This window comes from Nonomuraea sp. NPDC001831 (assembly GCF_042892035.1).
Lineage (GTDB): Bacteria > Actinomycetota > Actinomycetes > Streptosporangiales > Streptosporangiaceae > Nonomuraea.
In genome coordinates, this window is record NZ_JBIATU010000029.1 from 17257 (window position 1) to 39739 (window position 22483).

The window sequence follows — 22483 nt, forward strand, 5'->3', positions numbered from 1 at the left end:
CGGGTCAGCGGTAGCGCGCCTGGCCGGAGCCCTGGACGATCTCGCCCAGCACCCACGCGGGCAGACCGCGCTCGGCGAGCAGCCGGACGGCCTCGTCGGCCGAGCCGGGCGCCACCACGGCCGCCATGCCCACGCCGAGGTTGAACGTACGGTCCATGTCCTTCTGGGTGATCCGCCCGTGCCCGGCCAGCACCTCGAAGATCGCCGGCGGGGTCCAGGACGACCGGTCGAGCAGCGCGTCGAGGTGGCCGGGCAGCGACCGCGACAGGTTGGCCTCCAGGCCGCCGCCCGTGATGTGCGCGAAGGCGTGCACCTCGGTCGAACGGGCCAGGTGGAGGCAGTCGAGCGAGTAGACGCGGGTCGGCTCCAGCAACTCCTCGCCCAGCGGACGGCCCAGCTCGGGCAGCACCGCGTCGAGCGACAGCGACGCCTCGCGCAGCACGTGCCGCACCAGCGAGTAGCCGTTGGAGTGGACGCCGGAGGAGGCCAGCCCGAGGACCACGTCGCCCTCGCGGATGCGGTCGGGGCCCAGCATGGCGTCGGCCTCGACCACGCCGGTGCCGGCTCCGGCCAGGTCATACTCGTCGGGGCCCATGGCGCCCGGGTGCTCGGCGGTCTCGCCGCCGACCAGCGCCGCGCCGGCCAGCCGGCAGCCCTCGGCCACGCCGCCGACGATCTCGGCCACGCGCTCGGGCACGACCTTGCCGACGGCGATGTAGTCCGTCATGAACAGCGGCTCGGCCCCGCAGACCACCAGGTCGTCGAGGACCATGCCGACCAGGTCGATGCCGATCGTGTCGTGCTTGCCGTAGCGCTGGGCGATCATGACCTTCGTGCCCACGCCGTCGGTGGAGGAGGCGAGCAGCGGACGCCGGTAACGCAGCAGCGCCGAGGCGTCGAAGAGCCCGGCGAAGCCGCTGGCGTCGTCGACCACCTCCGGCCGGCGGGCCCGCGCCACCTTGTCCTTCATCAGGGTGACGGCGCGCTCGCCCGCCTCGATGTCGACGCCGGCGGCCTCGTAGGTACTCACGCTTTGCTCTCCAACACGAACTTGCCCACGTTGTCCTGGTCGATGGGGATCGGGTACGAGCCGTCGAAGCAGGCCCGGCAGAGCCGCCCGGCGGGGATGGTGGTGGCCTTGGTCAGGCCCTCCAGGGAGATGTACCCCAGCGAGTCGGCGCCCAGCGAGGCCCTGATCTCCTCCACCGACAGCGAGCCGGCGATCAGCTCGGCGCGGGTCGCGAAGTCGATGCCGTAGAAGCACGGCCAGGCCACGGGCGGCGAGGAGATGCGGACGTGCACCTCACGCGCCCCCGCCTCGCGCAACATCTTCACGATGGCGCGCTGGGTGTTGCCGCGCACGATCGAGTCGTCGACGACCACCAGGCGCTTGCCCGCGACGACCTCGCGCAGCGGGTTGAGCTTGAGCCGGATGCCGAGCTGGCGGATGGTCTGCGAGGGCTGGATGAACGTGCGGCCCACGTAGGAGTTCTTCACCAGGCCCTGGCCGTAGGGGATGCCGCTCTCCTCGGCGTAGCCGACGGCGGCCGGGGTGCCGGACTCGGGCGTGGGGATGACCAGGTCGGCCTCGACCGGGTGCTCGCGGGCCAGCACGCGGCCGACCTCGACCCGGGTGACCTGCACGCCGCGGCCCGCGATCGTGGTGTCGGGACGGGCGAGGTAGACGTACTCGAACAGGCAGCCCTTGGGGTCGGGCAGGGCGAAGCGACGGGACCGGACGCCGTCCTCGTCGATGGTGAGCAGCTCGCCGGGCTCGATCTCGCGGACGAACGTGGCGCCCACGATGTCGAGGGCCGCCGTCTCGGAGGCCACCACCCAGCCGCGCTCCAGACGGCCCAGGACCAGCGGGCGGATGCCCTGCGGGTCACGGGCCGCGTAGAGGGTCTTCTCGTCCATGAACACCAGCGAGTACGCGCCCTTGACCTGCGGCAACAGCTCTGCCGCCGAGTCTTCGATGGAACGCGTGCGATCCTGGGCGAGCAGCGAGGCCAGGACCTCGGTGTCGGTAGTCGCCCGGGTGGAGCCGGGAGCCAGGCGCTCGGCCAGCTCCGGGGTGTTGATCAGGTTGCCGTTGTGCGCGAGCGCGAGCCCGCCGACCTCGGTGGAGCTGAGGGTCGGCTGCGCGTTCTCCCACACGCTCGAACCCGTGGTGGAGTAACGGCAGTGGCCGATGGCCAGGTGGCCGCGGAGGGTGCCCAGCACGGACTCGTCGAAGACCTGGGCCACCAGGCCCATGTCCTTGTAGACGAGAATGCGGCTGCCCTCGCTGACCGCGATGCCCGCGGACTCCTGGCCGCGGTGCTGCAACGCGTACAGCCCGTAGTAGGTGAGTTTGGAAACTTCCTCGCCTGGTGCCCAGACGCCGAAGACACCACAAGCGTCTTTGGGTGCGCGGTCGTGGGGGTCCAGGTCATGGCCGAGCCGGCCGTCGCCCTTCAGCACATGCCTCAGTTTAGGTTGCGGGCTTCCGTGCTCGCACACCCGGGTGCTTCATCAGCCGGCGTGGGAGGATCTGCCGGCGTTGGATCCGTCGCGGACGAACTCTCCGGTGACGTTGCGGTTCGCCGCCGATCCGAGGAAATGGATCAGCGCCGCCATGTCGTCGGCGGTCGAGAGCCGGCGGCTGGGCGTGCGGGCCGCGATGCGGTCGAGGACCTCCTGGGTGACCGGGCGCTCGGCCTCGGTGATCGTGAGCCCGGCCACGGCCACGTTGACCAGCACGCCGTCCCGGCCGGCCTCCCAGGCCAGGGCGCGGGCCATGCCGTGCAGGGCCATCTTGGCGGTGCCGTACGGGCCGGGGCCCGGCTGGCCCTCCTCGGCGGCGCCCGAGGAGACGAAGACGATCCGGCCGAAGCCGTTCCTCCGCATCCCGGGCAGGAAAGCCTGGACGAGCAGGGCGTTGCCGACGACGTTCGCGTGCAGGGCGGCCGTCCATTCGGCGGCGGGGACCTCCTCGAAGCTCATGCTGTTGGGCATGATCGTGCCCCAGCGGACGGCGTTGAGCACGAGGGCGTCCACCGGGCCCGCCTGGGCGGCGGCGGGCGCGACGGTGGCGTGGTCCTCCAGGTCGAGATGGACGGCCGCCGCCTGGCCGCCCGCCTCCTCGATGCGCTTGACGACCTCCGCGGCGCGGTCCGGGCCGGTGTTGTAGGTGATGGTGACCCGCGCGCCGGCCCTGGCGTAGGCGAGCGCGGTGGCGGCGCCGATGCCGGAGGAGCCGCCGGTGATGAACGCGTGCATAGGATGCCTCTCTTGATTGATTAGCCGACTAATTAGCCAGCTAAGTCGCTTTTGGGTGCTGGAGGCAAGGGGGTTTCGCTCTTGGTGAAGAGGGTTACTGGGGGATGGCGCGGACGAGGCGGGACAGCAGGGCGCGTTCGGTGTCGTCCAGGCCGTGCTGGAGTTCTTCGTCGGTCCTGGCCCAGATCTCCTCGACCGGCTCGCGCAGCGCCTTGCCCGCCTCCGTCAGGTGGACGCGGCCCACCCGCGGGCGGTCGGGGTCGGGGGAGCGGTGGACGAAGCCCGCGCGTTCGAGGCGCTGGAGGGTCTTGGTGACGGTCGGCGGCTCCACGCCCAGCCGGGCGATCAGCTCGCCCTGGGTGAGGCCGTCCTGCCGCCACAGCTGGTTGAGCAGCAGCTCCTGGCCCGTGTGCAGGCCCAGTGGCGCCAGGGCGGCGGCCATCCGGTTGCGGTGGGTCTTCATGACCATGATCAGGGCGTACGTCAGGGTCTCGTCCAGCATGCACTCATCTTGCCCGCCGCCTGCCGCTTTGGCGCATGGTGACCCAAGGATGGCGGCCGTCTTACCGTGTCGTGCGCTTTAGCCGATGCCCTCCGCGAAAAGGTGAAGTATCCGGCATGCAGACCCGTCGGGAGACGCAGACGTGACCACACCTGGGGACCCCAACGAACCCCGCGAGGGGCAGGACCCGCAGCACCGCGAAGGCCACCCCCGCGAGGGCCGGCCCGAATCCGCGCCGCCGCAGCACACGCCCGAATGGTGGCGGGAGGGGACGGCCGAGGAGGATCGGCCGGCGCCCGAGGAGGAGCCGCCGGAGATCGGGCCGTACGAGGGCGGGCCGACGAGCAACGAGTGGCGCCCGAGCGAGTGGGCCGTCGGCGGCCCGCCCGGCGCGGGGCCGACCGGCGGCGCCGGCACCCCGGAGGGCTGGACCGCCCCCGACCACGAACACGCCCCCGAGCACGCCCCTGGACCCGAGCACGCCCTTGGACCCGAGCACGTCTCTGGGCCCGAGCACGCCTCTCGTCAGGCGGACACTCCGGAGGGCGCGGCCCCCGGGGAGGGCGTAGGTCCCGGAGAGGGAGGCCGGTCGGGCGGCGGGCGGCACGAGGGCCAACAGCCCGGCGAGCGGACCGGCGAGCAGCCCGGTGAACGGCCGGGGGAGCGGCCGGGGGAGCGGTCTGAGGGTGAAGGAGCCGGAGGGCGGTCCGGGGGTGGGCGGTGGGCGGATGAGTGGCCGTTCGAGGAGGAGCGGGAGGGCGAGGAGCCGATCGCGCCCGTGCCACCCCTGGTGCCACCGCCGCCACCCGACGTGCCGCCGTCGCACGAGCCCAGGCCCGGGGGACGTCCCGACCATCCCGACTTGCCCACCTCGCCCGAGACGCCGCAACCGGCCGAGGGCGGCACCGGCGGGACGCGATGGTCCGGCAGGGACGCCGAGGAGACGCAGGTCTATCCGATGCCCGGCGGCACCCCGGCCTATCCGGGCTGGGGCACGCAACCTGACGAGGAGCCGAGCCGCCCCGCGCCCTCCCGGTACGAATACGGCGACGTGCCCACCTTCGAGCCCCCGCCCACCGGCACCCACGCGGCCGGCGGCCCCGAGGAGCCGGGCGCGCGGCCGGGCGGCGCGGAGGGCGGTACGGAGGGCCCACGAGGTGCGGAAACCTCAGGAGGCATCGAGCGCCCCGGAGGAGCCGTAGGCACGGGTGCCACCGCGGGCGCGGAAGGCGTGACGCCCCCCTCGGGAGGCGCAGGAGGGCCCACAGGAGGTCCTGGCGCACCTTACGGGGGCGAAGGAGCCTACGGCGGGCCGGGGGCCTACGGGGGCGAGGGAGCCTACGCCCGGCCCACAGCGTCCGGCGGGGCCTCTGGCGGGCCGACGGCGTCCGGTGGAGGCGGTGAGGGGCCGTATGGCGGCCCGGGGTCCAACGGAGGTGGTGAGGGGCCGTATGGCGGGCCGGGGGTCGGCAGTGGTGGTGAGGGGCCGTATGGCGGGCCGGGGGTCGGCGGGGGCGGTGAGGGGGCCTATGGGGGGTCGGCGGCGGCTGGCGGGCGTTATGAGGCGCCGGGGGCGTACGAGACCGGCGGCCGGGACGCGTCCGTCCCCGGCACCACCCCCTCCAGCCCCTACGGCGGCCCGCCCGGTTACGGCCCGCCGCCGGGAGCCCCCGCCTACGGCCAGTACGGCCCCTACGGCGCCCAGCCGCCCGCGCCGCCCGGCAGCGGCCTGGCCACCGCCTCGCTGGTGCTGGGCGTGGCCAGCCCGTTCCTGGTGTTCGTCTGCTTCACCGGCGTGCTCACGGCGATCCTGTCGATCGTCTTCGGCTGTGTGGCGCTCGCCAAGCATGTGGGCAGGGGCCGGGCCATCGCCGGGATCGTGATCAGCGCGCTGTCGCTGGTGTTGTTCGCGATCGTCGCGATCTGGTTCTGGAAGGTGGTCCAGGAGTGCGGCCAGCTTCCCGGCCAGCTCGCCGACCAGTGCTTCGAGAGCAGGTTCCCCTGGATGAGCAAGGGCCGCTAGAGCGGCAGGTGGGCTGACAGGTCGGCGCGGGAGCCGCTCGCCGCGACCGAGCCCCTGGCCACGGCCTCGTCCCAGGTGAGCCGGCCGAGCGCGAGCTCCAGCCAGGTGCGGGCGTCGGTCTCCACCACGTTCGGCGGCGTGCCGCGGGTGTGGCGGGGGCCGGGGACGGCCTGGACGGCCGCGTAGGGCGGCACGCGCACCTCGACCGTGCGGCCGGGAGCGGCGGCGGCCAGCTTCTCCAGCAGGTGGCGCACCGCCTGCCGGGCCGCGTCGCGTTCGGGGACGAGCCCGCGGTCGTAGGCGGTCAGCACCGCGGCGACCAGGGCGTCGGGCAGGGCCGATGCGGGGCCGTCGTAGGGCGGTTCGTCGAGGGCGACGAGCTGGCCGTCGAGGGCCGCGCGCAGCTTCTCCGGGTCGATCTTGCGTGGTGGCACGGGTCCATTGTCTCGCGGCAAGCGTTCATCGGGACGGAGGTCGTCGTTCACCCCGGGTTTCGTCGGCGACCGTAACGTCCCCGCCGTACAACCGCGCACATATCTGGAGGACCTGTGGCGAACCCTGAGGCGGGGCGGCTGCTGCCGCTGCTTTCCACCCCGCACAAAGGTGGCCGATCCGCTCTGACCTGTCAGTTCCGTTGCGGGAACGCGTGCGCGCACGACGTGGCCAACACGACGGGCAACGCCTACTTCGGCGACGTGGTGAAGGAGGCGCTGACGCGCCGCGGCGTGCTGCGCGCGGGCGCGCTCGGCGCGCTGGTGGCGGGCGTGGGCGTGGCGGGCGCGGTCCCGGCGTTCGCCGACGAGCCGGCGGCCGAGGCGGCCGCCGAGACCGCCGCCGGGCCGGTCGCGGAGGGCCTGCGCGGCGGGAGCGGGATCGCCTTCACCCCGGTGCCGCCGAACAAGGACGACGCGCTGCGCATCCCCGACGGCTACAACTCCTCCGTGGTCGTGCGCTGGGGCGACCCGGTGCTGCCCGACGCGCCGGCCTTCGACTTCGCCAACCAGACGGCCGACGCCCAGAACAAGCAGTTCGGCTACAACTGCGACTACGTGACGTTCTTCCCGATGGGCCACAACCGCGGCCTGCTGTGGGTGAACCACGAGTACACCGACGAGAACCTGATGTTCCGCGGGTACACGGGCGGCGCGGCGGCGACCGAGGAGCAGATCAAGATCGCGCTGGCCGCGCACGGCGGCTCGGTCGTGGAGATCGAGCGGGCGCACGGCACCGGCGAGTGGAAGCTCACCACCAAGGGCCGCCGCCGCTACAACCGGCGCGTCACCGCGCAGACGCCGATGCGCTTCTCCGGCCCCGCCGCCGGTCACGCCCTGCTCAGGACGGCCGCCGACCCCAAGGGCCTGGCGCCGGTCGGCATGCTGAACAACTGCTCGGGCGGTTCCACCCCGTGGGGCACGGTCCTGACCGCCGAGGAGAACTTCGACCAGTACTTCGTCAACGGCGACAAGGTGCCCGAGGCGCAGCGGCCGTACATCTCGCGGTACACGATCACGACGGGCACCCCGGCGGGCAACCGCCGTTTCGACCGGGTCGAGGAGCGCTTCGACCTGGCCAAGCACCCGAACGAGGCCAACAGGTTCGGGTGGATCGTGGAGATCGACCCGTTCGACCCCGACTCCACGCCCGTCAAGCGCACCGCGCTCGGCAGGTTCAAGCACGAGGCCGCCAACACCACCCTGGCCAGGGACGGCCGCCTGGTCGTCTACATGGGTGACGACTCGCGCTTCGAGTACATCTACAAGTTCGTCTCCAAGAACCGGTACATCCCCGGCTTCGACCGCCACAACCGCACCCTGCTGGACGAGGGCACCCTGTACGTCGCCAAGTTCACCGGCGACAGCCCGGCCGCCGAGATCGACGGCTCCGGCAAGCTGCCCTCCGACGGGCTGTTCGACGGCTCGGGCCAGTGGATCCCGCTGGTGTCGGGCGACAGGTCGTACGTGGACGGCATGACCGCCGCCGAGGTGCTGGTCTACACCCGTACGGCGGCCGACAAGGTCGGGGCGACCAAGATGGACCGTCCGGAGGACATGGAGCGCAACCCGGTCACCGGCGGCGTCTACGTGGCCCTGACCAACAACTCCAACCGCACCGCCGCCCAGGTGGACGAGGCCAACCCGCGCCCGTCCAACAAGCACGGTCACATCCTGGAGGTGGCCGAGCGGCGCAACGACGCGGGCGAGACCACCTTCGCCTGGTCGCTCCCGCTCATCTGCGGCGACCCGAACGACCCCGCGACCTACTTCGCCGGCTTCGACAAGACCAAGGTCTCGCCGATCTCGTGCCCGGACAACGTGACGTTCGACGCCGACGGCAACCTGTGGATCTCCACCGACGGCAACCAGCTCGGCAGCAACGACGGCCTGTTCGTCATGCCGGTACGCGGCTCCGACCGCGGCCACCTGCGCCAGTTCCTCACGGTCCCGCTCGGCGCGGAGACCTGCGGCCCGCTGGTCACCGAGGACCAGAAGAGCGTGTTCGTGGCCGTGCAGCACCCCGGCGAGATCGACGGCGCGACCCCGGACAACCCGGCCAGCCGCTGGCCCGACGGCGACCAGCCGCGCCCGTCGGTGGCGGTGGTCTGGCACGGCAGGGGCAGGAAGATCGGCAGCTGATCCCCGGCTCCCCGGCGAAAACCGGTTGACCTCAAGTTAACTTGAGGAAATAGTCTCCCATGCATGAGCATGGAAGTGACCGCCTGGCATCAGCTTTACTCGATGAACAACCGGCCGGAGCGTCGCCCGCTGAACAGGGCGACGCTCCGGCGTATCGGCGGGTTCGCCCGTCCCCACCGGCGCAGGATCGTGCTGTTCCTGGTGCTCAGCGTGGTGCTGGCAGGGTTGGCCGTGGTGTCGCCGCTGCTCGCGGGGCGGGTGGTCGACGCGATCTTCAACGGTGAGCCGCTCGGCGTGGTGGTCGTGGTCGCGCTGCTGATCGCGGGCCTGGCGCTCGCCGAGGCCGGGCTCGGCCTGCTCAACCGCTGGCAGTCGGCCACCATCGGCGAAGGGCTGATCCTCGACCTGCGCACGGCGGTCTTCGACCACGTGCAGCGGATGCCGGTCGCGTTCTTCATGCGCACGCGTACCGGGGCGCTGGTGAGCCGGTTGAACAACGACGTGATCGGCGCGCAGCGGGCCTTCACCGACACCTTGTCCAGCGTGGCGGGCAACCTGGTGCAGCTCGTGCTGACGCTCACCGTGATGATCGGCATCTCGTGGCAGATCACGCTGCTCGCGCTGCTGCTCCTGCCGGTGTTCGTGCTGCCCGCGCGCCGGATGGGCGTCAGGATCGCGCGGCTGCGGCGCGAGGCCGCCGACCACAACGCCGCCATGGGCACCCAGATGACCGAGCGGTTCTCCGCGCCGGGCGCGACGCTGGTGAAGCTGTTCGGCCGTCCGGCGCGCGAGTCCGCGGAGTTCGCCGCGCGGGCGCGGCGGGTGCGCGACATCGGCGTGCGCTCGGCCATGAACCAGTCGGTGTTCGTCACGGCCCTGACCCTGGTCTCGGCGCTCGCGCTGGCCCTCGTCTACGGCCTCGGCGGCTTCTACGCCCTGCGCGACCAGCTCGAACCCGGCGCCGTGGTGTCGCTGGCCCTGCTGCTGACCCGCCTCTACGCGCCCCTGACCGCCCTGGCCAGCGCCCGGGTGGACGTGATGAGCGCCCTGGTCAGCTTCGAGCGCGTCTTCGAGGTGCTCGACCTCAAGCCGCTGATCCAGGAGCGCCCGGACGCCCGCGACGTCCCCGAGGGCCCGGTCGCGGTCGAGTTCGACGACGTGCGCTTCGCCTACCCCGCCGCCGACAAGGTGTCGCTGGCCTCGCTGGAGGAGGTCGCCACGCTGGACTCGCGGGGCGGCGAGGAGGTGCTGCACGGCATCTCGTTCACGGCCCTGCCGGGCCAGATGGTGGCGCTGGTGGGCTCGTCGGGGGCCGGCAAGTCCACGATCGCCCAGCTGCTGCCCAGGCTGTACGACGTCGACTCAGGCGCGGTCCGCCTCGGCGGCGTGGACGTACGGGACCTGACCTTCGACGCCATCCGCGACACCCTCGGCATGGTCACCCAGGACGGCCACCTCTTCCACGACACGATCAGGGAGAACCTGCTGCTGGCCAGGCCGGCGGCGAGCGAGGAGGAGATCTGGGACGCCCTGTCCAGGGCCCGGCTGCGGACGCTGATCGAGTCGCTGCCCGACGGCCTGGACACGGTGGTCGGCGAGCGCGGCTACCGGCTGTCCGGCGGCGAGCGCCAGCGGCTGACGATCGCCCGGCTCCTGCTGGCCAGGCCGCGCGTGGTGATCCTGGACGAGGCCACCGCCGCGCTCGACTCCACCTCCGAGGCGGCCGTGCAGGAGGCCCTGGGGGAGGCGCTGGCGGGGCGGACCGCCGTGGTGATCGCGCACCGGCTGTCGACCGTGCGGGCGGCCGACCAGATCCTGGTGATCGAGGACGGCCGCGTGGCCGAGCGGGGCACGCACGCCGAACTGCTGGCCATGGGCGGCCGCTACGAGGAGCTGTACCGCACTCAGTTCGACGAGCCGACGGTCGCGGGGGCGGTGGCCTGAGGCTCGTCCGTCACCGGCGGGCGGCGGGACGGGCGCAGCGCGTACAGGCCGAGCGGGACGGCGGCCAGCACGATCACCGCCGCGATGACCAGCGTGAACTGGTAGGCGTCGAGGAAGGCGGCCAGCGGGGGCTGATCGCTCCCGCTCTGGCGGGAGCTGAGGATCGCGCCCAGCACGGTGATGCCGAGCAGGCCGAACACCTCCCGCGAGACGTTCAGCACGCCTGAGGCCACGCCCGCCCTGTCCTTGGGCAGGCCGCCGAGGATCGCCGAGGTCAGCGGCACCAGCAGGCCGCCGCCGAGGCCGTAGAGCAGGAACCAGGGGGCGACGTCGGCGTAGTCGCCGTCGGCCCCGACGCCGGAGATCAGGTAGATCGCCGCGCCCATGAGCGCCATGCCGAGCGCCACCGTGCGGCCGGTGCCGAGCCGCGCGGAGATCCGCTGCGACGTGATGGCGACGACCGCCATGACCAGGGCCATCGGCACGAACGCCAGACCGGCCTGCATGGGGGAGAAGCCGAGCACGTTCTGCAGCCACAGGGCGCTGAAGAAGTAGATGCCGAACACGCCGAACGACCAGATGCCCATGGTCAGCGCGCCGCCGGTGAACACCCGCGAGCGGAAGAGCGACAGGTCGATCATCGGGCGCTCGGACTGCGTCTCGACCAGCGCGAACGCCACGGCGGCCGCCGCCGCGAGCCCGAACGCGGCCAGGATCTCGGCCGACGTCCATCCGGCGCGGTCGCCCTCGATGAGCGCGTAGGTGAGGGAGACCAGCGCGAGCGCCGAGGTGGCCAGGCCGGGCAGGTCGAGCCGGTGCCGCCGGCGGGTGAACGCGGGCCGGACCGCCCACAGGGCCAAGCCGAGGGTGGCGATCCCGATCGGCACGTTGATCAGGTAGATCCAGCCCCAGTGCAGGTGCTCGCTGATGAAACCGCCGGCCGCCGGGCCGAGCGCCATGGACAGCGCCCCGGACGCGCTCCAGATGCCCACGGCCCTGCCGCGCTCGCCGGGCTCGGGGAAGATCTGGCTGATCAGGCTGAGCGACGTGGGCGTGAGCAGCGCCGCCCCCACGCCCTGGACGGCCCGCGCCGCGATCAGCGCGCCGCCCGAGGTGGCCAGCCCGGCGCCCAGCGAGGCCGCGGTGAAGACGGAGAGCCCGGCCAGGAACACCACGCGGGCCCCGAACAGGTCCGCCAGCCGGCCGCCGACCAGCATGAGCCCGGCGAAGACCAGGATGTACGAGCTCACGATCCACTCCAGCCCGGAGATCGTCAGCCCGAGCTCGCGCTGGATCGTCGGCAGCGCGACGTTCCCCACGTTGTTGTCGAGATAGGTCATGAAGGTGCCCAATGTCACGGCACCCAGCGCCCACCATCGCATGTCGCCAACCTCCTATACGCCGTACTTGTACGTCGTACAGTTCAACTTGTACGGCGTATAGTTGTCAACCGTGATGGGAAAACTGGACGCGCGGGCCATCGCCGAGCGGGCGCTGGAGATCGGCGACACCGAGGGGCTCGACGCCGTGACGATCCGCCGGCTGGCGAGCGACCTGGGCGTGACGCCGATGGCCCTCTACTGGCACTTCAAGAACAAGGACCAGCTCCTGGTCGGCATGGCCGACCACCTGATCGGCGGCTTCGTGCCGGAGCCGGCCGACGAGCGGCCCTGGCAGGAACAGCTCCGCGACCTGACTCAGGGGCTCATCAGGACCCTGCGCACCCATCCCTGCGCCAAGAACGTCATCGAGCAGATCGACCCGATCTCGGTCCCCAACTTCCTGGTCGTCTGGGACAAGGCGCTGGGCCTGGCCCGTACGGCCGGGTTCGACGTGGAGGAGAGCTGCCTGATCACCAAGTACCTGCTGCAGAGCGCCCTGTCGATCGCCGACGCGCCCGTGCACTTCAAGGCCGGCCGGACCGGCGAGGAGATCGCCGAGCTGGTCAGGGGCAAGCGGGCCGGCCTCCAGTCGCTGCCGCCGGAGAAGTACCCGTACCTGGTCGAGATGGCCTCACCGCTGGTCGCGGGCGCCGACCCGGCCTTCTACGACTCCTTCGGCGTCGATCTCGTGCTGCGCGGCATCGAGGCGCTGGCCGCCGGGCGTTAGGGTCGGGATCATGCCATTCGAGCTGGTCTGCGAGATCGAACCGCCCACCAAGCCCGATCTGAAGCGCGTACGCCACCAGATCGGCACGCTCAGCCAGGTCGCCCATTCCTTCCTGATCCCCGACAACCACATCGGCCGGGCCACCGTGTCCAGCGTGGCCGTGGCCCACGAGGTCGAGGCGATGGGCGGGCGCAGCATCGCCTGTCTCAACTCCCGCGACCGCAACCTGCTCGGCTTCCACCGCGACCTGCTGACGGCCGCGGCGTACGGCGTCGACCAGTTCCTGTTCGTCCACGGTGACAAGCCGGTCAGCGGCAGCCGGACCAGCGACCTGACGGTCCGCTCGATGATCGAGGAGGCCAGGGGCTTCTCACCGGCCTTCCGCGTCGGCGCGGCGGCCGGGCTGCGCCCGCTGCCCGCCTGGAAGCGCGCGGCCGACTTCCTGTTCGCCCAGGTCAGCTTCTCGGTGGAGGCGCAGGTCCGGTGGCGCGAGGCCAACCAGGTCGACGTGCCGGTCTACGCGGGCGTCATGGTGCTGGCCAGCGAGCGCCACGCCCGTACGCTGGCCGCCGCCATCCCCGACATCGCCCTGCCCGGCGAGCTGGTCGAGCGGGTGGCCGCCGACCGCATGGCGGGCGTCGAGGCGGCCTGCGAGCAGGTGTTCGCGCTGCGCGACTCGGGGGCGTTCGACGGCGTGCACCTCATCCCGGTCTCGCGCTACCGCGACGTGGAGTCGAGGCTCGCCGGAGCCCTCTGAGAGCGGGCGAGCGCGGCCAGCACCGCGCCGGCCAGCGCCACGGCGAACAGCACCGCGTACGCCCGCTGGAAGCCGTCCATGAGCTGCCCGACGGCCACCGGGGAGAGCGTGGACAGCGTGCCCGCGTACACCTGGGCGCGCAGCGCCGGGCCCACGGAGCTGGTCACGACGCTGAGCGACAGGCCCACGCTGATCACGATGCCGACGTTCATGATCATGACTCGGAAGCCGTTGACCACGCCCAGGCTGCCGCTCGGCAGGGCGGCCATGACCTGGGTGGTGTTGCCGGTCAGGAACGTTCCGCTGCCGCAGCCGGCCACGAACAGGGCGATCCCCGTCACCCAGTACGGCGTCGCCGGGTCGGCCGTCAGCATGAGCGTGCCGAGCCCGAGCGCGCTCATCGCCGCGCCGCCGATCGACAGCCCGTACGGCGAGACCCGCGGGCCGAGCAGGCCCGCGATCGGCGAGGCCAGCCCGATGCCCACCGGCACCGGCAGCACGCTCAGCCCGGCCGAGAACGCGTCGAGCCCGCGCGCCGCCTGGAAGTAGAGCGCGACCACCAGGATCAGCGCGGACCGCGCGAGCGCGTTGCAGAAGGAGGCCAGGTTCGCGTAGGCCAGCAGCCGGCCGCCGAACAGCCGCAGGTCCAGCACCGGGTTGGCCGAGCGCCGCTCGGCCAGCACGATCAGCGGCACCAGCAGCACGAACAGCGCCGCCCCCGTCAGGACGACCGGGCTGGTCAGGCCGCCCGACCCGGCCTCGTTGACCGCCAGCAGCACCGCCGACAGCGCGGCGAACACCAGCACGTTGCCGAGCGCGTCCACCGGCTGCCTGGGCCTCTTCGGCATCTTGCGTAAGATCACCGCGCCCCAGCCGAGCGCGATCAGCCCGGCGGGCACGTTCACCCAGAAGATCCACTGCCAGCCGGCGGTCTCGGCGATCAGGCCGCCGAGCGTCGGACCGGCGAGCTGGGCCACCGACAACGTGCCGATGTAGACGCCCATGCCCTGGCTGAGCCGTTCGGGCGGGAACGCGTCGGTGATGATCACCGTGCCGTTGGCCAGGATCATGGCCGAGCCGATCGCCTGGAGCACGCGCATGCCGACCAGGAACCAGACGTCCGGTGACAAGCCGGCCAGCAGCGAGGCCGCGGTGAACAGGGCGAAGCCCGCCAGGTACACCTCGCGCCGCCCGAGCAGGTCGGCGACCCTGCCGAAGAACACCAGGCTCGCGGTGTTGACCAGCAGGAAGGCCAGCAGGATCCATCCCGACTGCGTCGCGTCGGCCCGGAAGTGCCGCACGACGGTCGGCAGCGCGACGTTGAGCGTGCTGCCGGCGATGCCGATGAGGACGAGGCCCAGACTGGTGACCGAGCACACGCGCCAGGCGTAGCGCATGCGGGTGCCGGCTTCGGGGGTGACCGCGACCATGCCTCCCACTATGACGTACGTCGTACGTCCGTTTTGTACCAGGGGTCACCTGGCTCGCTTGCGTAACCCCTCGACGTCGTGGATGACCACCCGTCGCCGGCCGGTCTCGATGAGCCCGCGGTCGCGCAGGGATCGCAGCGCCTTGCTGACCGCCTCCCGTGAGGAACCGGTCCAGCCGGCCAGCTCGTCCTGGCTGAGCGGCAGGGCCACGCGCACGCCGGTGCTGGTGCGCTCGCCGTACCGGTCGGCCAGTTCGAGCAGCCGGGTCGCCACCCGGCCGGTGGTGTCGAACGCGCCGTACTCGACGCGTTTGCGGTCGGCGTCGCGCAGCCGGCCGACGACCAGTTGCAGCAGCAGGACGGCGATGCGGCCGTGCGCGGCCAGGAAACCGCTGAAGTCGCGGACCACGATGCCCTCGATGGGCTCCAGCGCGGTCACGGTGGCCGAGCGCGGCGAGCCGTCCACGGCCGACATGTCGCCCAGCAGCGCCCCCGGGCCGCGGACCGCGAGGACCACCTCGGTGCCGCCGCTCGTGTGCGAGGACACCTTGACCCGGCCCTGCGTCAGCACGAGCACCCAGTCGGCCGCGTCGCCCTCGGTGATCACCGTCGTGCCGCGGTCCCATCGGCGCGGGCGCCCGGCGGCTCGCAGCGCCTCGATCTCCTCGGCGGTGAGCAGGGAAAGGAACTCGCCGGGCTCTGGATCCATGCGCCGATTATGTACGTACGGCTATTGCCGTTCTATGGCATTCCAGTCAGAACGTACGCGGCCACGAGTTCTTCCTTGCCCTTCAGGCTGAGCCGTCCGAGGGCGTTCACCGAGGCGTCGCGGCCGAGCTGTCTGAGCGTCGTCTCGCCGATCACCACGGTCCCCGGCTCGGCCAGGGCCTGGAGCCTGGCGGCCACGTTGACGCAGTCGCCCATCGCGTTGAAGCCGCGTAACTCGGGGCTGCCGATGTTGCCGACCAGCGCGGGGCCGGTGTTGACGCCCACCCGGAAGGTGGGCCACTCCACGTCGTCCGTGCGTTTCCAGGCCATCTCCTCGGCCACCTCGGCGGCGGCCCGCTGCATCTCCAGCGCGGCCCGGCAGGCCGCCCTGGCGTGACCGGCCTGCGGGGCGGGCGCGTTGAACAGGGCCAGCATCGCGTCGCCGACGAACTGCACGATCGTGCCGCCGTTGTTCAGCACGCACGGGACGGCGGCCGTGTGGTAGCGGTTGAGCATCTCGACGATCTCGCCGGGCGTGACCTGCTCGGAGAACGAGGTGAACCCCTTGAGGTCGGCGAAGAGCGCGGTCAGCTCCCGCAACTCGCCGCCGAGCGCCGCCCGCGCCGGGTCGGCGAGCAGGGCGTTGGCCACGTCGGGCGACATGTACTGGCGGAAGAGGGTGTCCAGCTCCTGGTAGAGGCGGGCGTTCTCCAGCGAGATGGACAACTGGCCGGCGAGCGTGGCGGCCAGCGCCTCGTCGTGGCCGCTGCGGCCCACCGGCACCTCCAGCACGCCGGCCAGGCGGCCCCTGACCGTGAGCGGATAGGCCAGCCGGTGGTCGCGGCGGATCGGGCCGTCGCCCTCGAACTCGTACGCGCGGGAGCCGATCTGGGTCTTCCCCTCCGACACCAGCGCGATCTTGACGTCTCCGTACGCCTGCCTGACCCGGTCGAGCGCGGTGGTCAGCAGCTCGCCCTCCGGCAGGCCCACGCGGGTCTGCGCGCTCACCGCCACCAGCGCGGCCAGCCGCTCCGACAACTCCCGCTCGTGGGCCAGCGCCGTCCCGGCCCGGTCGAGCACGGCGGCCTGGCTCTCGTTCAGCCGGAACTTGCCCGACAACCGGGCCGCGGCCAGCGGCTCGCCCCGGCGTACGTGCTCGACCAGCTCCTCCAGGGCCTGGTCGTAGTCCTGCTGGAGGCGGGCGACGGTCGCCGCCAGCGTCACCGAGTCGAACAGCCCCGCGCTCGACCCTTCCCGCCGGAACTGCAGGTAGGCGCTGTAGGCCACGAACACGAAGGCGAGGGTGAGCAGCACGTGCCACTCCCACCACGTCAGGTGCCAGTTGTGCTGCGACATCCCGGCGACCATCGCCTCGGCCAGCAGCGCGTACGCGGTGATCAGGCTGACCAGCATGGCCGAGGGACGGCGGCGGTGGAGCAGGAACATCAGCACGCCGGCCGCGCCGTACAGCAGGACGCCGGGGATCGAGGCCGCGCCCAGCCAGCTCATCGGCGCGACCGGCGGCGGCCGGCTGAGCTCGGTCAGCTCGGGCACCAGCGACACCAGCGCCCACAGCAGCATGAACCCGAACAACATCGCCCGGACGAAGTGCTGCGCCGCCAGGACGCTCCGGGCGGCCCGCTCGCCCAGCGGCAGGGCCGAGGCGAACGCGAACATCGAGGCGATCGTGAGCCCCACCTGCTGCCCGAGGTCGAAGCCCAGCGAGCCGGTGGGCAGGATGATCCCCGGCGTGGCCAGGCCGTGCAGGAGGAAGAACCCCGCGCTGCTAAGGAACACCATGGAGACCAGGAACAGCCGGGCGTCCTGACGGCGGCGCGCGGCCTCGGTGATCAGCCCGCCGAGCGCCACGTTGATCCCGGCCACCGCGAGGATCATCCAGAAGTGGCTCGCGTTGTGCTGCCAGACGACGTTGAGGTGCGGCTGGGAGAGCAGCAACCAGAGCCCCAGCAGGGGAAGGGCGAGATGGATGACCCAGACCACGCCTCGGACGGGCTGCGTGGCCGGCGGCAGGTAGGTGCTGGGCACAGACCCGATTATGCACGCGGGATCGCCGCCGCCAATGCGTCCTTTTACCCACTGTGACGGCGACAGTCGGTCAATCCGGTCAGTAACCCTCTGTTTCGTGACATATACGTTATGTAGTTTCTGCCAACCTTTGGAACGGTTGAAACGTGAATCTCATGCAGCACATGAGCATCACTTGTTCCCTGGAAGGAAAGCCGTGGCTATCAACGTTCGCGGTGGGCGTACGCTCACCCTCGCCACTGTCGGAGCGCTCGCCGCCTCGCTCCTCGCCGTCGGTGGCGTGGCCACCGCCTCGTCGGCGGCGAGCGAGGTGTACGCCTGCGTGCACAAGAAGACGCGGTACGTCCGCATCGTCAACCCGACCACGCCGTGCCGCAAGACCGAGGAGCGCGTGGTGATCGGCGGCAGCACGACGCAGCTGAACGGCGGCACGTCCGGCCCCAAGGGCGACCAGGGACCCCAGGGCCCGCAGGGTCCGCAGGGCCCCCGCGGTGAGAACGGCCACACGGGCCCCCAGGGCAAGCCGGGCCTCCCGGGCAAGGACGGCCTCCCGGGCAAGGACGGCAAGGACGGCCTTCCCGGCAAGGACGGCAAGGACGGCGAGCGCGGCCCGGCCGGCCCCCAGGGCCCGAAGGGCGACGACGGCAAGGACGGCAAGGACGGCCTCCCCGGCAAGAACGGCCAGGACGGCCAGGACGGCAAGCAGGGCCTCCCCGGTAAGGACGGCGAGCGCGGTCCGGCCGGCCCCCAGGGCCCGAAGGGCGACGACGGCAAGCAGGGCCCGCAGGGCCCCAAGGGTGAGCCCGGCACCGGTGGCGGTGTTACCAGCGCGACTGTTGTCAGTGCGAACTTTTACCACGACAAGTCCGCCAGCGCGAGCTGCCCGGCAGGCAAGATCGCGACCGGTGGCGGCTACTCCGCTGGCGCCAACGGCAAGATCACGGGTAGCTACCCGACTGTCGAAGGGGGCACCCCGAAGGGCTGGACGGTCACGTTCGACAGCATCGCCAATGGCACCGTCTATGTGATCTGCGTCTGACAATGCTGAAAGGGCCGGTGCGGGGTGACCCCGCACCGGCCCTTCTCGTTCGACGTCAGCCGAACAGCGCCGGCAGCGTCGCCGAGTGGGTCTCGCGGAGCTCCTCGACCCCCACCTCGAACACGCCCTCGACCACCAGCGACGCCCCGCCGGTGACCCCGAGCCCGTAGCACGGCACCTCGTGCCGCCCGCACAGCGCCGCGAACTCCTCGAACGCCTCCGGCCGCACCGCGACCAGGGCCCGCGCCGCCGACTCGCTGAACAGGTCGGTGAACGGCTCGCCGCTCAGCGCCACCGTGGCCCCGATGCCGCGGGCCAGGCACGACTCGGCCAGCGCCACGGCCAGCCCGCCGTCGGACAGGTCGTGCGACCCCTCCAGCAGCCCGCGGGCGGCGGCCTCGACCAGCACGGTCGCCAGCGCCTGCTCGGCCTCCAGGTCGGCGTGCGGCGGCAGGCCGCCCAGGTGGCGGTGGGCCACGTGCGCCCACTCCGAGCCGCCGAACTCCTCGGCGGTGTCGCCGAGCAGCACCACCCGCAGCCCCTCGGCGGTGAACCCGGACGGCACCCGCTTGGCCACGTCGTCGATGACGCCGAGCACGCCCACGACCGGCGTGGGGTTGATGGCGGTCGAGCCCGTCTGGTTGTAGAAGGAGACGTTGCCGCCGGTCACCGGCACGCCGAGGGTGCGGCAGGCGTCGGCGAGCCCGCGTACGGCCTCGGCGAACTGCCACATCACCTCGGGGTCCTCCGGCGAGCCGAAGTTGAGGCAGTTGGTGACGGCCAGCGGCTTGGCGCCGGTCACGGCCACGTTCCGGTACGCCTCGGCCAGCGCCAGCTGCGCCCCCGCGTAGGGGTCGAGCTTGGCGTAACGGCCGTTGCCGTCGGTGGACAGCGCGATGCCCCGGGTCGTGGGCTCGGCCCCGGCGATGGCCTCGGAGATGCGCAGCATCCCGGCGTCGGCGGGCTGGGCCAGCACGGTGTTGGAGCGGACGTAGCGGTCGTACTGGGAGGTCACCCACTCCTTGGAGGCCAGGTTGGGCGAGCCGAGGAGCTGCAGCAGGGTGGCCCGCAGGTCGTCGGGGCGCGCCAGCCGGTCGGTGGTGTCGGCGTTGAGCGCGGCCTGCCCGGCCGGCTCGTGGTAGGGACGCTCGTAGACCGGGCCCTCGTCGGCGGCGGTGCCCGGCGGGATGTCCACGATGACCTCGCCGTCCCAGGTCATGACCAGGCGGCCGGTGTCGGTGACCTCGCCGATGACGGTGGCCGGGACGTCCCACTTGGCGCAGATCGCCATGAACGCGGGGATGTCGTCGGGCCGGACCACGGCCATCATCCGCTCCTGGGACTCGCTCATCAGGATCTCCTCGGGCTTGAGCGAGGAGTCGCGGAGCGGGACCAGGTTGAGGTCGACCTTCATGCCGCCGGTGCCCTTGGCGGCCAGCTCGGTCGTGGCGCAGGAGACGCCGGCCGCGCCGAGGTCCTGGATGCCGACGACCACGTCGGCCGCGTAGAGCTCCAGGCAGCACTCGATGAGCAGCTTCTCCATGAACGGGTCGCCCACCTGCACGGCGGGCCGCTTGGCCTGCGACTCGTCCTCGAACGTCGCCGAGGCCAGCACGGACGCGCCGCCGATGCCGTCGGGACCCGTGGACGCGCCGAACAGCACGACCTGGTTGCCCGGCCCCGGCGCGGTGGCCAGCTTGATCTGGTCTTTGCGCAGCAGGCCGACGCACAGCGCGTTGACCAGGGGGTTGCCGATGTAGCAGGGGTCGAAGACGACCTCGCCGCCGATGTTGGGCAGGCCCAGGCAGTTGCCGTAGTGGCTGATGCCCTCGACCACGCCGGGCAGCACCCGCCGGGTGTCGACGGCGTCGGCGCCGCCGAAGCGCAGCGCGTCCATGACGGCGATCGGGCGGGCGCCCATCGACATGATGTCGCGCACGATCCCGCCGACGCCGGTGGCCGCGCCCTGGTGCGGCTCGACGTAGGACGGGTGGTTGTGCGACTCGATCTTGAACGTGGCCGCCCAGCCGTCGCCGATGTCGACGACGCCCGCGTTCTCGCCCATGCCCACCAGCAGCGCCTCGGACTTGGGCGCCTTGGTGGCGAACTGCCGCAGATGCACCTTGGACGACTTGTACGAGCAGTGCTCCGACCACATGACGCTGTAGATGGCCAGCTCGGAGCCGGTGGGACGGCGACCCAGGATCTCCTTGACCCGGTCGTACTCGTCCTGCTTCATCCCCAGCTCGGCGAAGGGCATCGGCTCGTCGGGGGTCTCGGCGGCCCGCTTGACGTTGTCGGTGCTCATGCGTTCACCAGATTCCTCAGGATGGACGTGAAGAAGCCGAGCCCGTCGGTGCTCGGCGCGCCGACCAGCTCCTCCACGGCGTGCTCGGGGTGCGGCATGAGGCCGACCACGTTGCCCGCCTCGTTGCGGATGCCGGCGATGTCGTTGAGCGAGCCGTTGGGGTTGCCCCCGGCGTAGCGCACGACGACGTGGCCGCCGGACTCCAGCTCGGCCAGCGTCTCCGCGGAGGCGACGTAACGGCCCTCGCCGTGCTTGACCGGCAGCACGATCTCCTGGCCGCGCTCGAAGGAGCCGGTCCAGGCGGTGGCGGTCTGCTCCACCGTGAGCCGCTGGTCGCGGCAGACGTAGTGGAGCGAGGCGTTGCGGGTGAGCGCGCCGGGCAGCAGGTGGGCCTCGCAGAGGATCTGGAAGCCGTTGCAGGTGCCGATGACCGGCAGACCGGCCCTGGCGGCCGGGACGAGCTCGTCCATCAGCGGGGCGAACTTGGAGATCGCGCCGCAACGCAGGTAGTCGCCGTAGGAGAAGCCGCCGGGCAGGAAGACGGCGTCGACTCCCTTCAGGTCGTGGTCGGCGTGCCACAGCGGGACCGCCTGCGCGCCCACGAGGCGCACGGCTCTGGCGGCGTCCTGGTCGTCGAGAGTTCCTGGAAACGTGACTACGCCCACACGGGCAGCGCTCATGACAGTCGTCCCCTCCGAGGAATGCGCACGCGCGTGCCACCGTCTCTTTGGGGGCGGACGGCGGTCTACGGCGGTGTACTCAGATTATCGGGTGCACGGCTGTGTTCCGGGCAGCGGGTCGGGACGCGCTCAGGCGGCGCTCAGATGACGCTCAGACGGCGGCCAGCTCGCGGTGACGGGCGCCCTCGGCCTCGTCGTCCCAGGCGAGCATCTTGCGCAGGTGGACCGTGGTGCCGCGGCCGGGCGTGGTGCCGAAGGAGATCTCGTCCACCACGGACCGCATGATGAGCAGGCCGCGGCCGTTCTCGGTGTCGGGCGGAGGGAAGTGCAGCGGCATCGACGGGAGGCCGTCGCCGCTGTCGGCGACGCGCACGTCGCAGCGGCCGTAGCCGATCGACGCCGAGACCTCGTAACGGTTGGCGGGGCCGCCGTGTCGCACCGCGTTGGAGCACGCCTCGGAGACGGCGAGCAGCATGTCGGCGATGCACGTCTCACTCACGTTGAGTGAGCGCATCGCGTCGCCAAGCACTCGCCTGACCATCGGTATGCCGATCGCATCCCGAGGCAGCGCCAACGAGAACTCAATATCCACCGGACTCCTCCGGGCTCCGGAATGTCACCTGGAGTAGGTTTCCCTGTGAAATCGGGGCTAACCGCAAAATCACGTTGTTGTTATTTAGTGTTGGCACGCCCGTGGCATTGTGGCATGCCCGAACGCGACTTTAACTCACCAGGGGTAAAACCAGGCATCAAATGTGCCTTCTACCCCTCAACCCGGACGCTGTAGTCCTCGATCACGGTGTTGGCCAGGAGTGTCTCGGCCATCTTCCGTACCTCGTCGAGAGCCGCCTCGTCGGCCGGGCCCTCCAGCTCGACCTCGAACCGCTTGCCCTGACGGACCGCCGAGACGCCGGAGAAACCGAGCCTGGGCAGCGCCCTGGCGATGGCCTGGCCCTGCGGGTCGAGGATCTCGGGCTTGAGCATGACGTCGACGATGACGCGCGCCACTACGTTCCTCCTGGGTGGAGTGGGTGCTTGGGAAAG

At 71.7% G+C, this 22483-nt stretch carries 19 protein-coding genes; 6 read left to right on the forward strand and 13 right to left on the reverse strand.

Annotated elements, in window-relative coordinates; translation table 11 throughout:
* Positions 1-4: 4 nt before the first annotated feature.
* The 4 genes from purM to ACFYYW_RS47340 all read right to left on the reverse strand — a co-directional run bounded on the left by purM (position 5) and on the right by ACFYYW_RS47340 (position 3763).
* A complete protein-coding gene (gene purM / locus ACFYYW_RS47325; RefSeq protein WP_387660712.1) occupies positions 5-1030 on the reverse strand; it encodes a phosphoribosylformylglycinamidine cyclo-ligase in 1026 nt (341 codons plus the stop codon).
* Complete coding sequence (gene purF, locus ACFYYW_RS47330) at positions 1027-2463, reverse strand: amidophosphoribosyltransferase (protein ID WP_352320467.1); 1437 nt, start codon at positions 2461-2463, stop codon at positions 1027-1029. Before purF ends, purM begins: the two co-directional genes overlap by 4 nt.
* 51 nt (positions 2464-2514) lie before the next feature.
* Entirely contained in the window at positions 2515-3261 is a 747-nt protein-coding gene (locus ACFYYW_RS47335; RefSeq protein ID WP_387660716.1) for an SDR family NAD(P)-dependent oxidoreductase, read from the reverse strand.
* 94 nt (positions 3262-3355) lie between these two features.
* Positions 3356-3763 carry a MarR family winged helix-turn-helix transcriptional regulator gene (locus tag ACFYYW_RS47340; RefSeq protein ID WP_387660719.1) on the reverse strand — a complete coding sequence of 136 codons (408 nt, stop codon included), beginning with the start codon at positions 3761-3763 and terminating at the stop codon, positions 3356-3358.
* 142 nt (positions 3764-3905) lie between these two features.
* On the opposite strand from ACFYYW_RS47340, the gene ACFYYW_RS47345 reads away from it, so the two are divergent.
* Positions 3906-5786 carry a DUF4190 domain-containing protein gene (locus ACFYYW_RS47345; RefSeq protein ID WP_387660722.1) on the forward strand — a complete coding sequence of 627 codons (1881 nt, stop codon included), beginning with the start codon at positions 3906-3908 and terminating at the stop codon, positions 5784-5786.
* Here the strand turns inward: ACFYYW_RS47345 and ACFYYW_RS47350 are convergent.
* Positions 5783-6220, reverse strand: a complete 438-nt coding sequence (locus ACFYYW_RS47350) for a sterol carrier family protein (protein ID WP_387660725.1) — start codon at positions 6218-6220, stop codon at positions 5783-5785. The two genes, ACFYYW_RS47345 and ACFYYW_RS47350, sit on opposite strands and share 4 nt — an antisense overlap.
* A 114-nt stretch (positions 6221-6334) precedes the next feature.
* Here ACFYYW_RS47350 and ACFYYW_RS47355 point away from each other — a divergent pair, with 114 nt between their 5' ends.
* Together ACFYYW_RS47355 and ACFYYW_RS47360 are read left to right on the forward strand one after the other, a co-directional pair.
* Positions 6335-8419 (forward strand): PhoX family protein, encoded by a 2085-nt coding sequence (locus tag ACFYYW_RS47355; RefSeq protein ID WP_387660728.1) that lies wholly within the window; start codon positions 6335-6337, stop codon positions 8417-8419.
* 63 nt (positions 8420-8482) lie between these two features.
* Positions 8483-10363: an ABC transporter ATP-binding protein gene (locus tag ACFYYW_RS47360; RefSeq protein ID WP_352320477.1), complete on the forward strand. Its 1881-nt coding sequence runs from the start codon at positions 8483-8485 to the stop codon at positions 10361-10363.
* Here the strand turns inward: ACFYYW_RS47360 and ACFYYW_RS47365 are convergent.
* Positions 10324-11745, reverse strand: coding sequence for an MFS transporter (locus tag ACFYYW_RS47365; RefSeq protein WP_387660731.1), 1422 nt, complete (start codon positions 11743-11745; stop codon positions 10324-10326). The two genes, ACFYYW_RS47360 and ACFYYW_RS47365, sit on opposite strands and share 40 nt — an antisense overlap.
* A 73-nt stretch (positions 11746-11818) precedes the next feature.
* Here ACFYYW_RS47365 and ACFYYW_RS47370 point away from each other — a divergent pair, with 73 nt between their 5' ends.
* Together ACFYYW_RS47370 and ACFYYW_RS47375 are read left to right on the forward strand one after the other, a co-directional pair.
* Complete coding sequence (locus tag ACFYYW_RS47370) at positions 11819-12472, forward strand: TetR family transcriptional regulator (protein WP_352320539.1); 654 nt, start codon at positions 11819-11821, stop codon at positions 12470-12472.
* Positions 12473-12482: 10 nt separating this feature from the next.
* Positions 12483-13229: a methylenetetrahydrofolate reductase gene (locus ACFYYW_RS47375; protein ID WP_387660734.1), complete on the forward strand. Its 747-nt coding sequence runs from the start codon at positions 12483-12485 to the stop codon at positions 13227-13229.
* Here the strand turns inward: ACFYYW_RS47375 and ACFYYW_RS47380 are convergent.
* From ACFYYW_RS47380 to ACFYYW_RS47390, 3 genes are read right to left on the reverse strand one after another with little or no spacing between them, the layout of a single operon-like run.
* Positions 13190-14659, reverse strand: a complete 1470-nt coding sequence (locus ACFYYW_RS47380) for an MFS transporter (RefSeq protein WP_387660736.1) — start codon at positions 14657-14659, stop codon at positions 13190-13192. The two genes, ACFYYW_RS47375 and ACFYYW_RS47380, sit on opposite strands and share 40 nt — an antisense overlap.
* Positions 14660-14704: 45 nt before the next feature.
* Positions 14705-15367 (reverse strand): Crp/Fnr family transcriptional regulator, encoded by a 663-nt coding sequence (locus ACFYYW_RS47385; RefSeq protein ID WP_352320484.1) that lies wholly within the window; start codon positions 15365-15367, stop codon positions 14705-14707.
* 32 nt (positions 15368-15399) lie between these two features.
* The gene (locus ACFYYW_RS47390) at positions 15400-17412 is read right to left on the reverse strand and encodes an adenylate/guanylate cyclase domain-containing protein (protein ID WP_387660739.1); all 2013 of its coding nucleotides are present in this window, start codon (positions 17410-17412) and stop codon (positions 15400-15402) included.
* Positions 17413-17608: 196 nt separating this feature from the next.
* On the opposite strand from ACFYYW_RS47390, the gene ACFYYW_RS47395 reads away from it, so the two are divergent.
* Positions 17609-18451: a hypothetical protein gene (locus ACFYYW_RS47395; protein ID WP_387660742.1), complete on the forward strand. Its 843-nt coding sequence runs from the start codon at positions 17609-17611 to the stop codon at positions 18449-18451.
* A 55-nt stretch (positions 18452-18506) separates the two neighbouring features.
* Here ACFYYW_RS47395 and purL read toward each other — a convergent pair whose 3' ends face one another.
* The 4 genes from purL to purS form a co-directional block, all read right to left on the reverse strand.
* Entirely contained in the window at positions 18507-20759 is a 2253-nt protein-coding gene (gene purL, locus ACFYYW_RS47400) for a phosphoribosylformylglycinamidine synthase subunit PurL (protein ID WP_387660745.1), read from the reverse strand.
* Entirely contained in the window at positions 20756-21439 is a 684-nt protein-coding gene (purQ, locus tag ACFYYW_RS47405) for a phosphoribosylformylglycinamidine synthase subunit PurQ (protein ID WP_352320492.1), read from the reverse strand. The genes purL and purQ overlap by 4 nt, the downstream gene beginning before the upstream one ends.
* 151 nt (positions 21440-21590) lie before the next feature.
* A complete protein-coding gene (locus tag ACFYYW_RS47410; RefSeq protein WP_352320494.1) occupies positions 21591-21980 on the reverse strand; it encodes an ATP-binding protein in 390 nt (129 codons plus the stop codon).
* Positions 21981-22201: 221 nt separating this feature from the next.
* The gene (purS, locus tag ACFYYW_RS47415; protein ID WP_352320496.1) at positions 22202-22447 is read right to left on the reverse strand and encodes a phosphoribosylformylglycinamidine synthase subunit PurS; all 246 of its coding nucleotides are present in this window, start codon (positions 22445-22447) and stop codon (positions 22202-22204) included.
* Between the last annotated feature and the right edge of the window lie 36 nt (positions 22448-22483).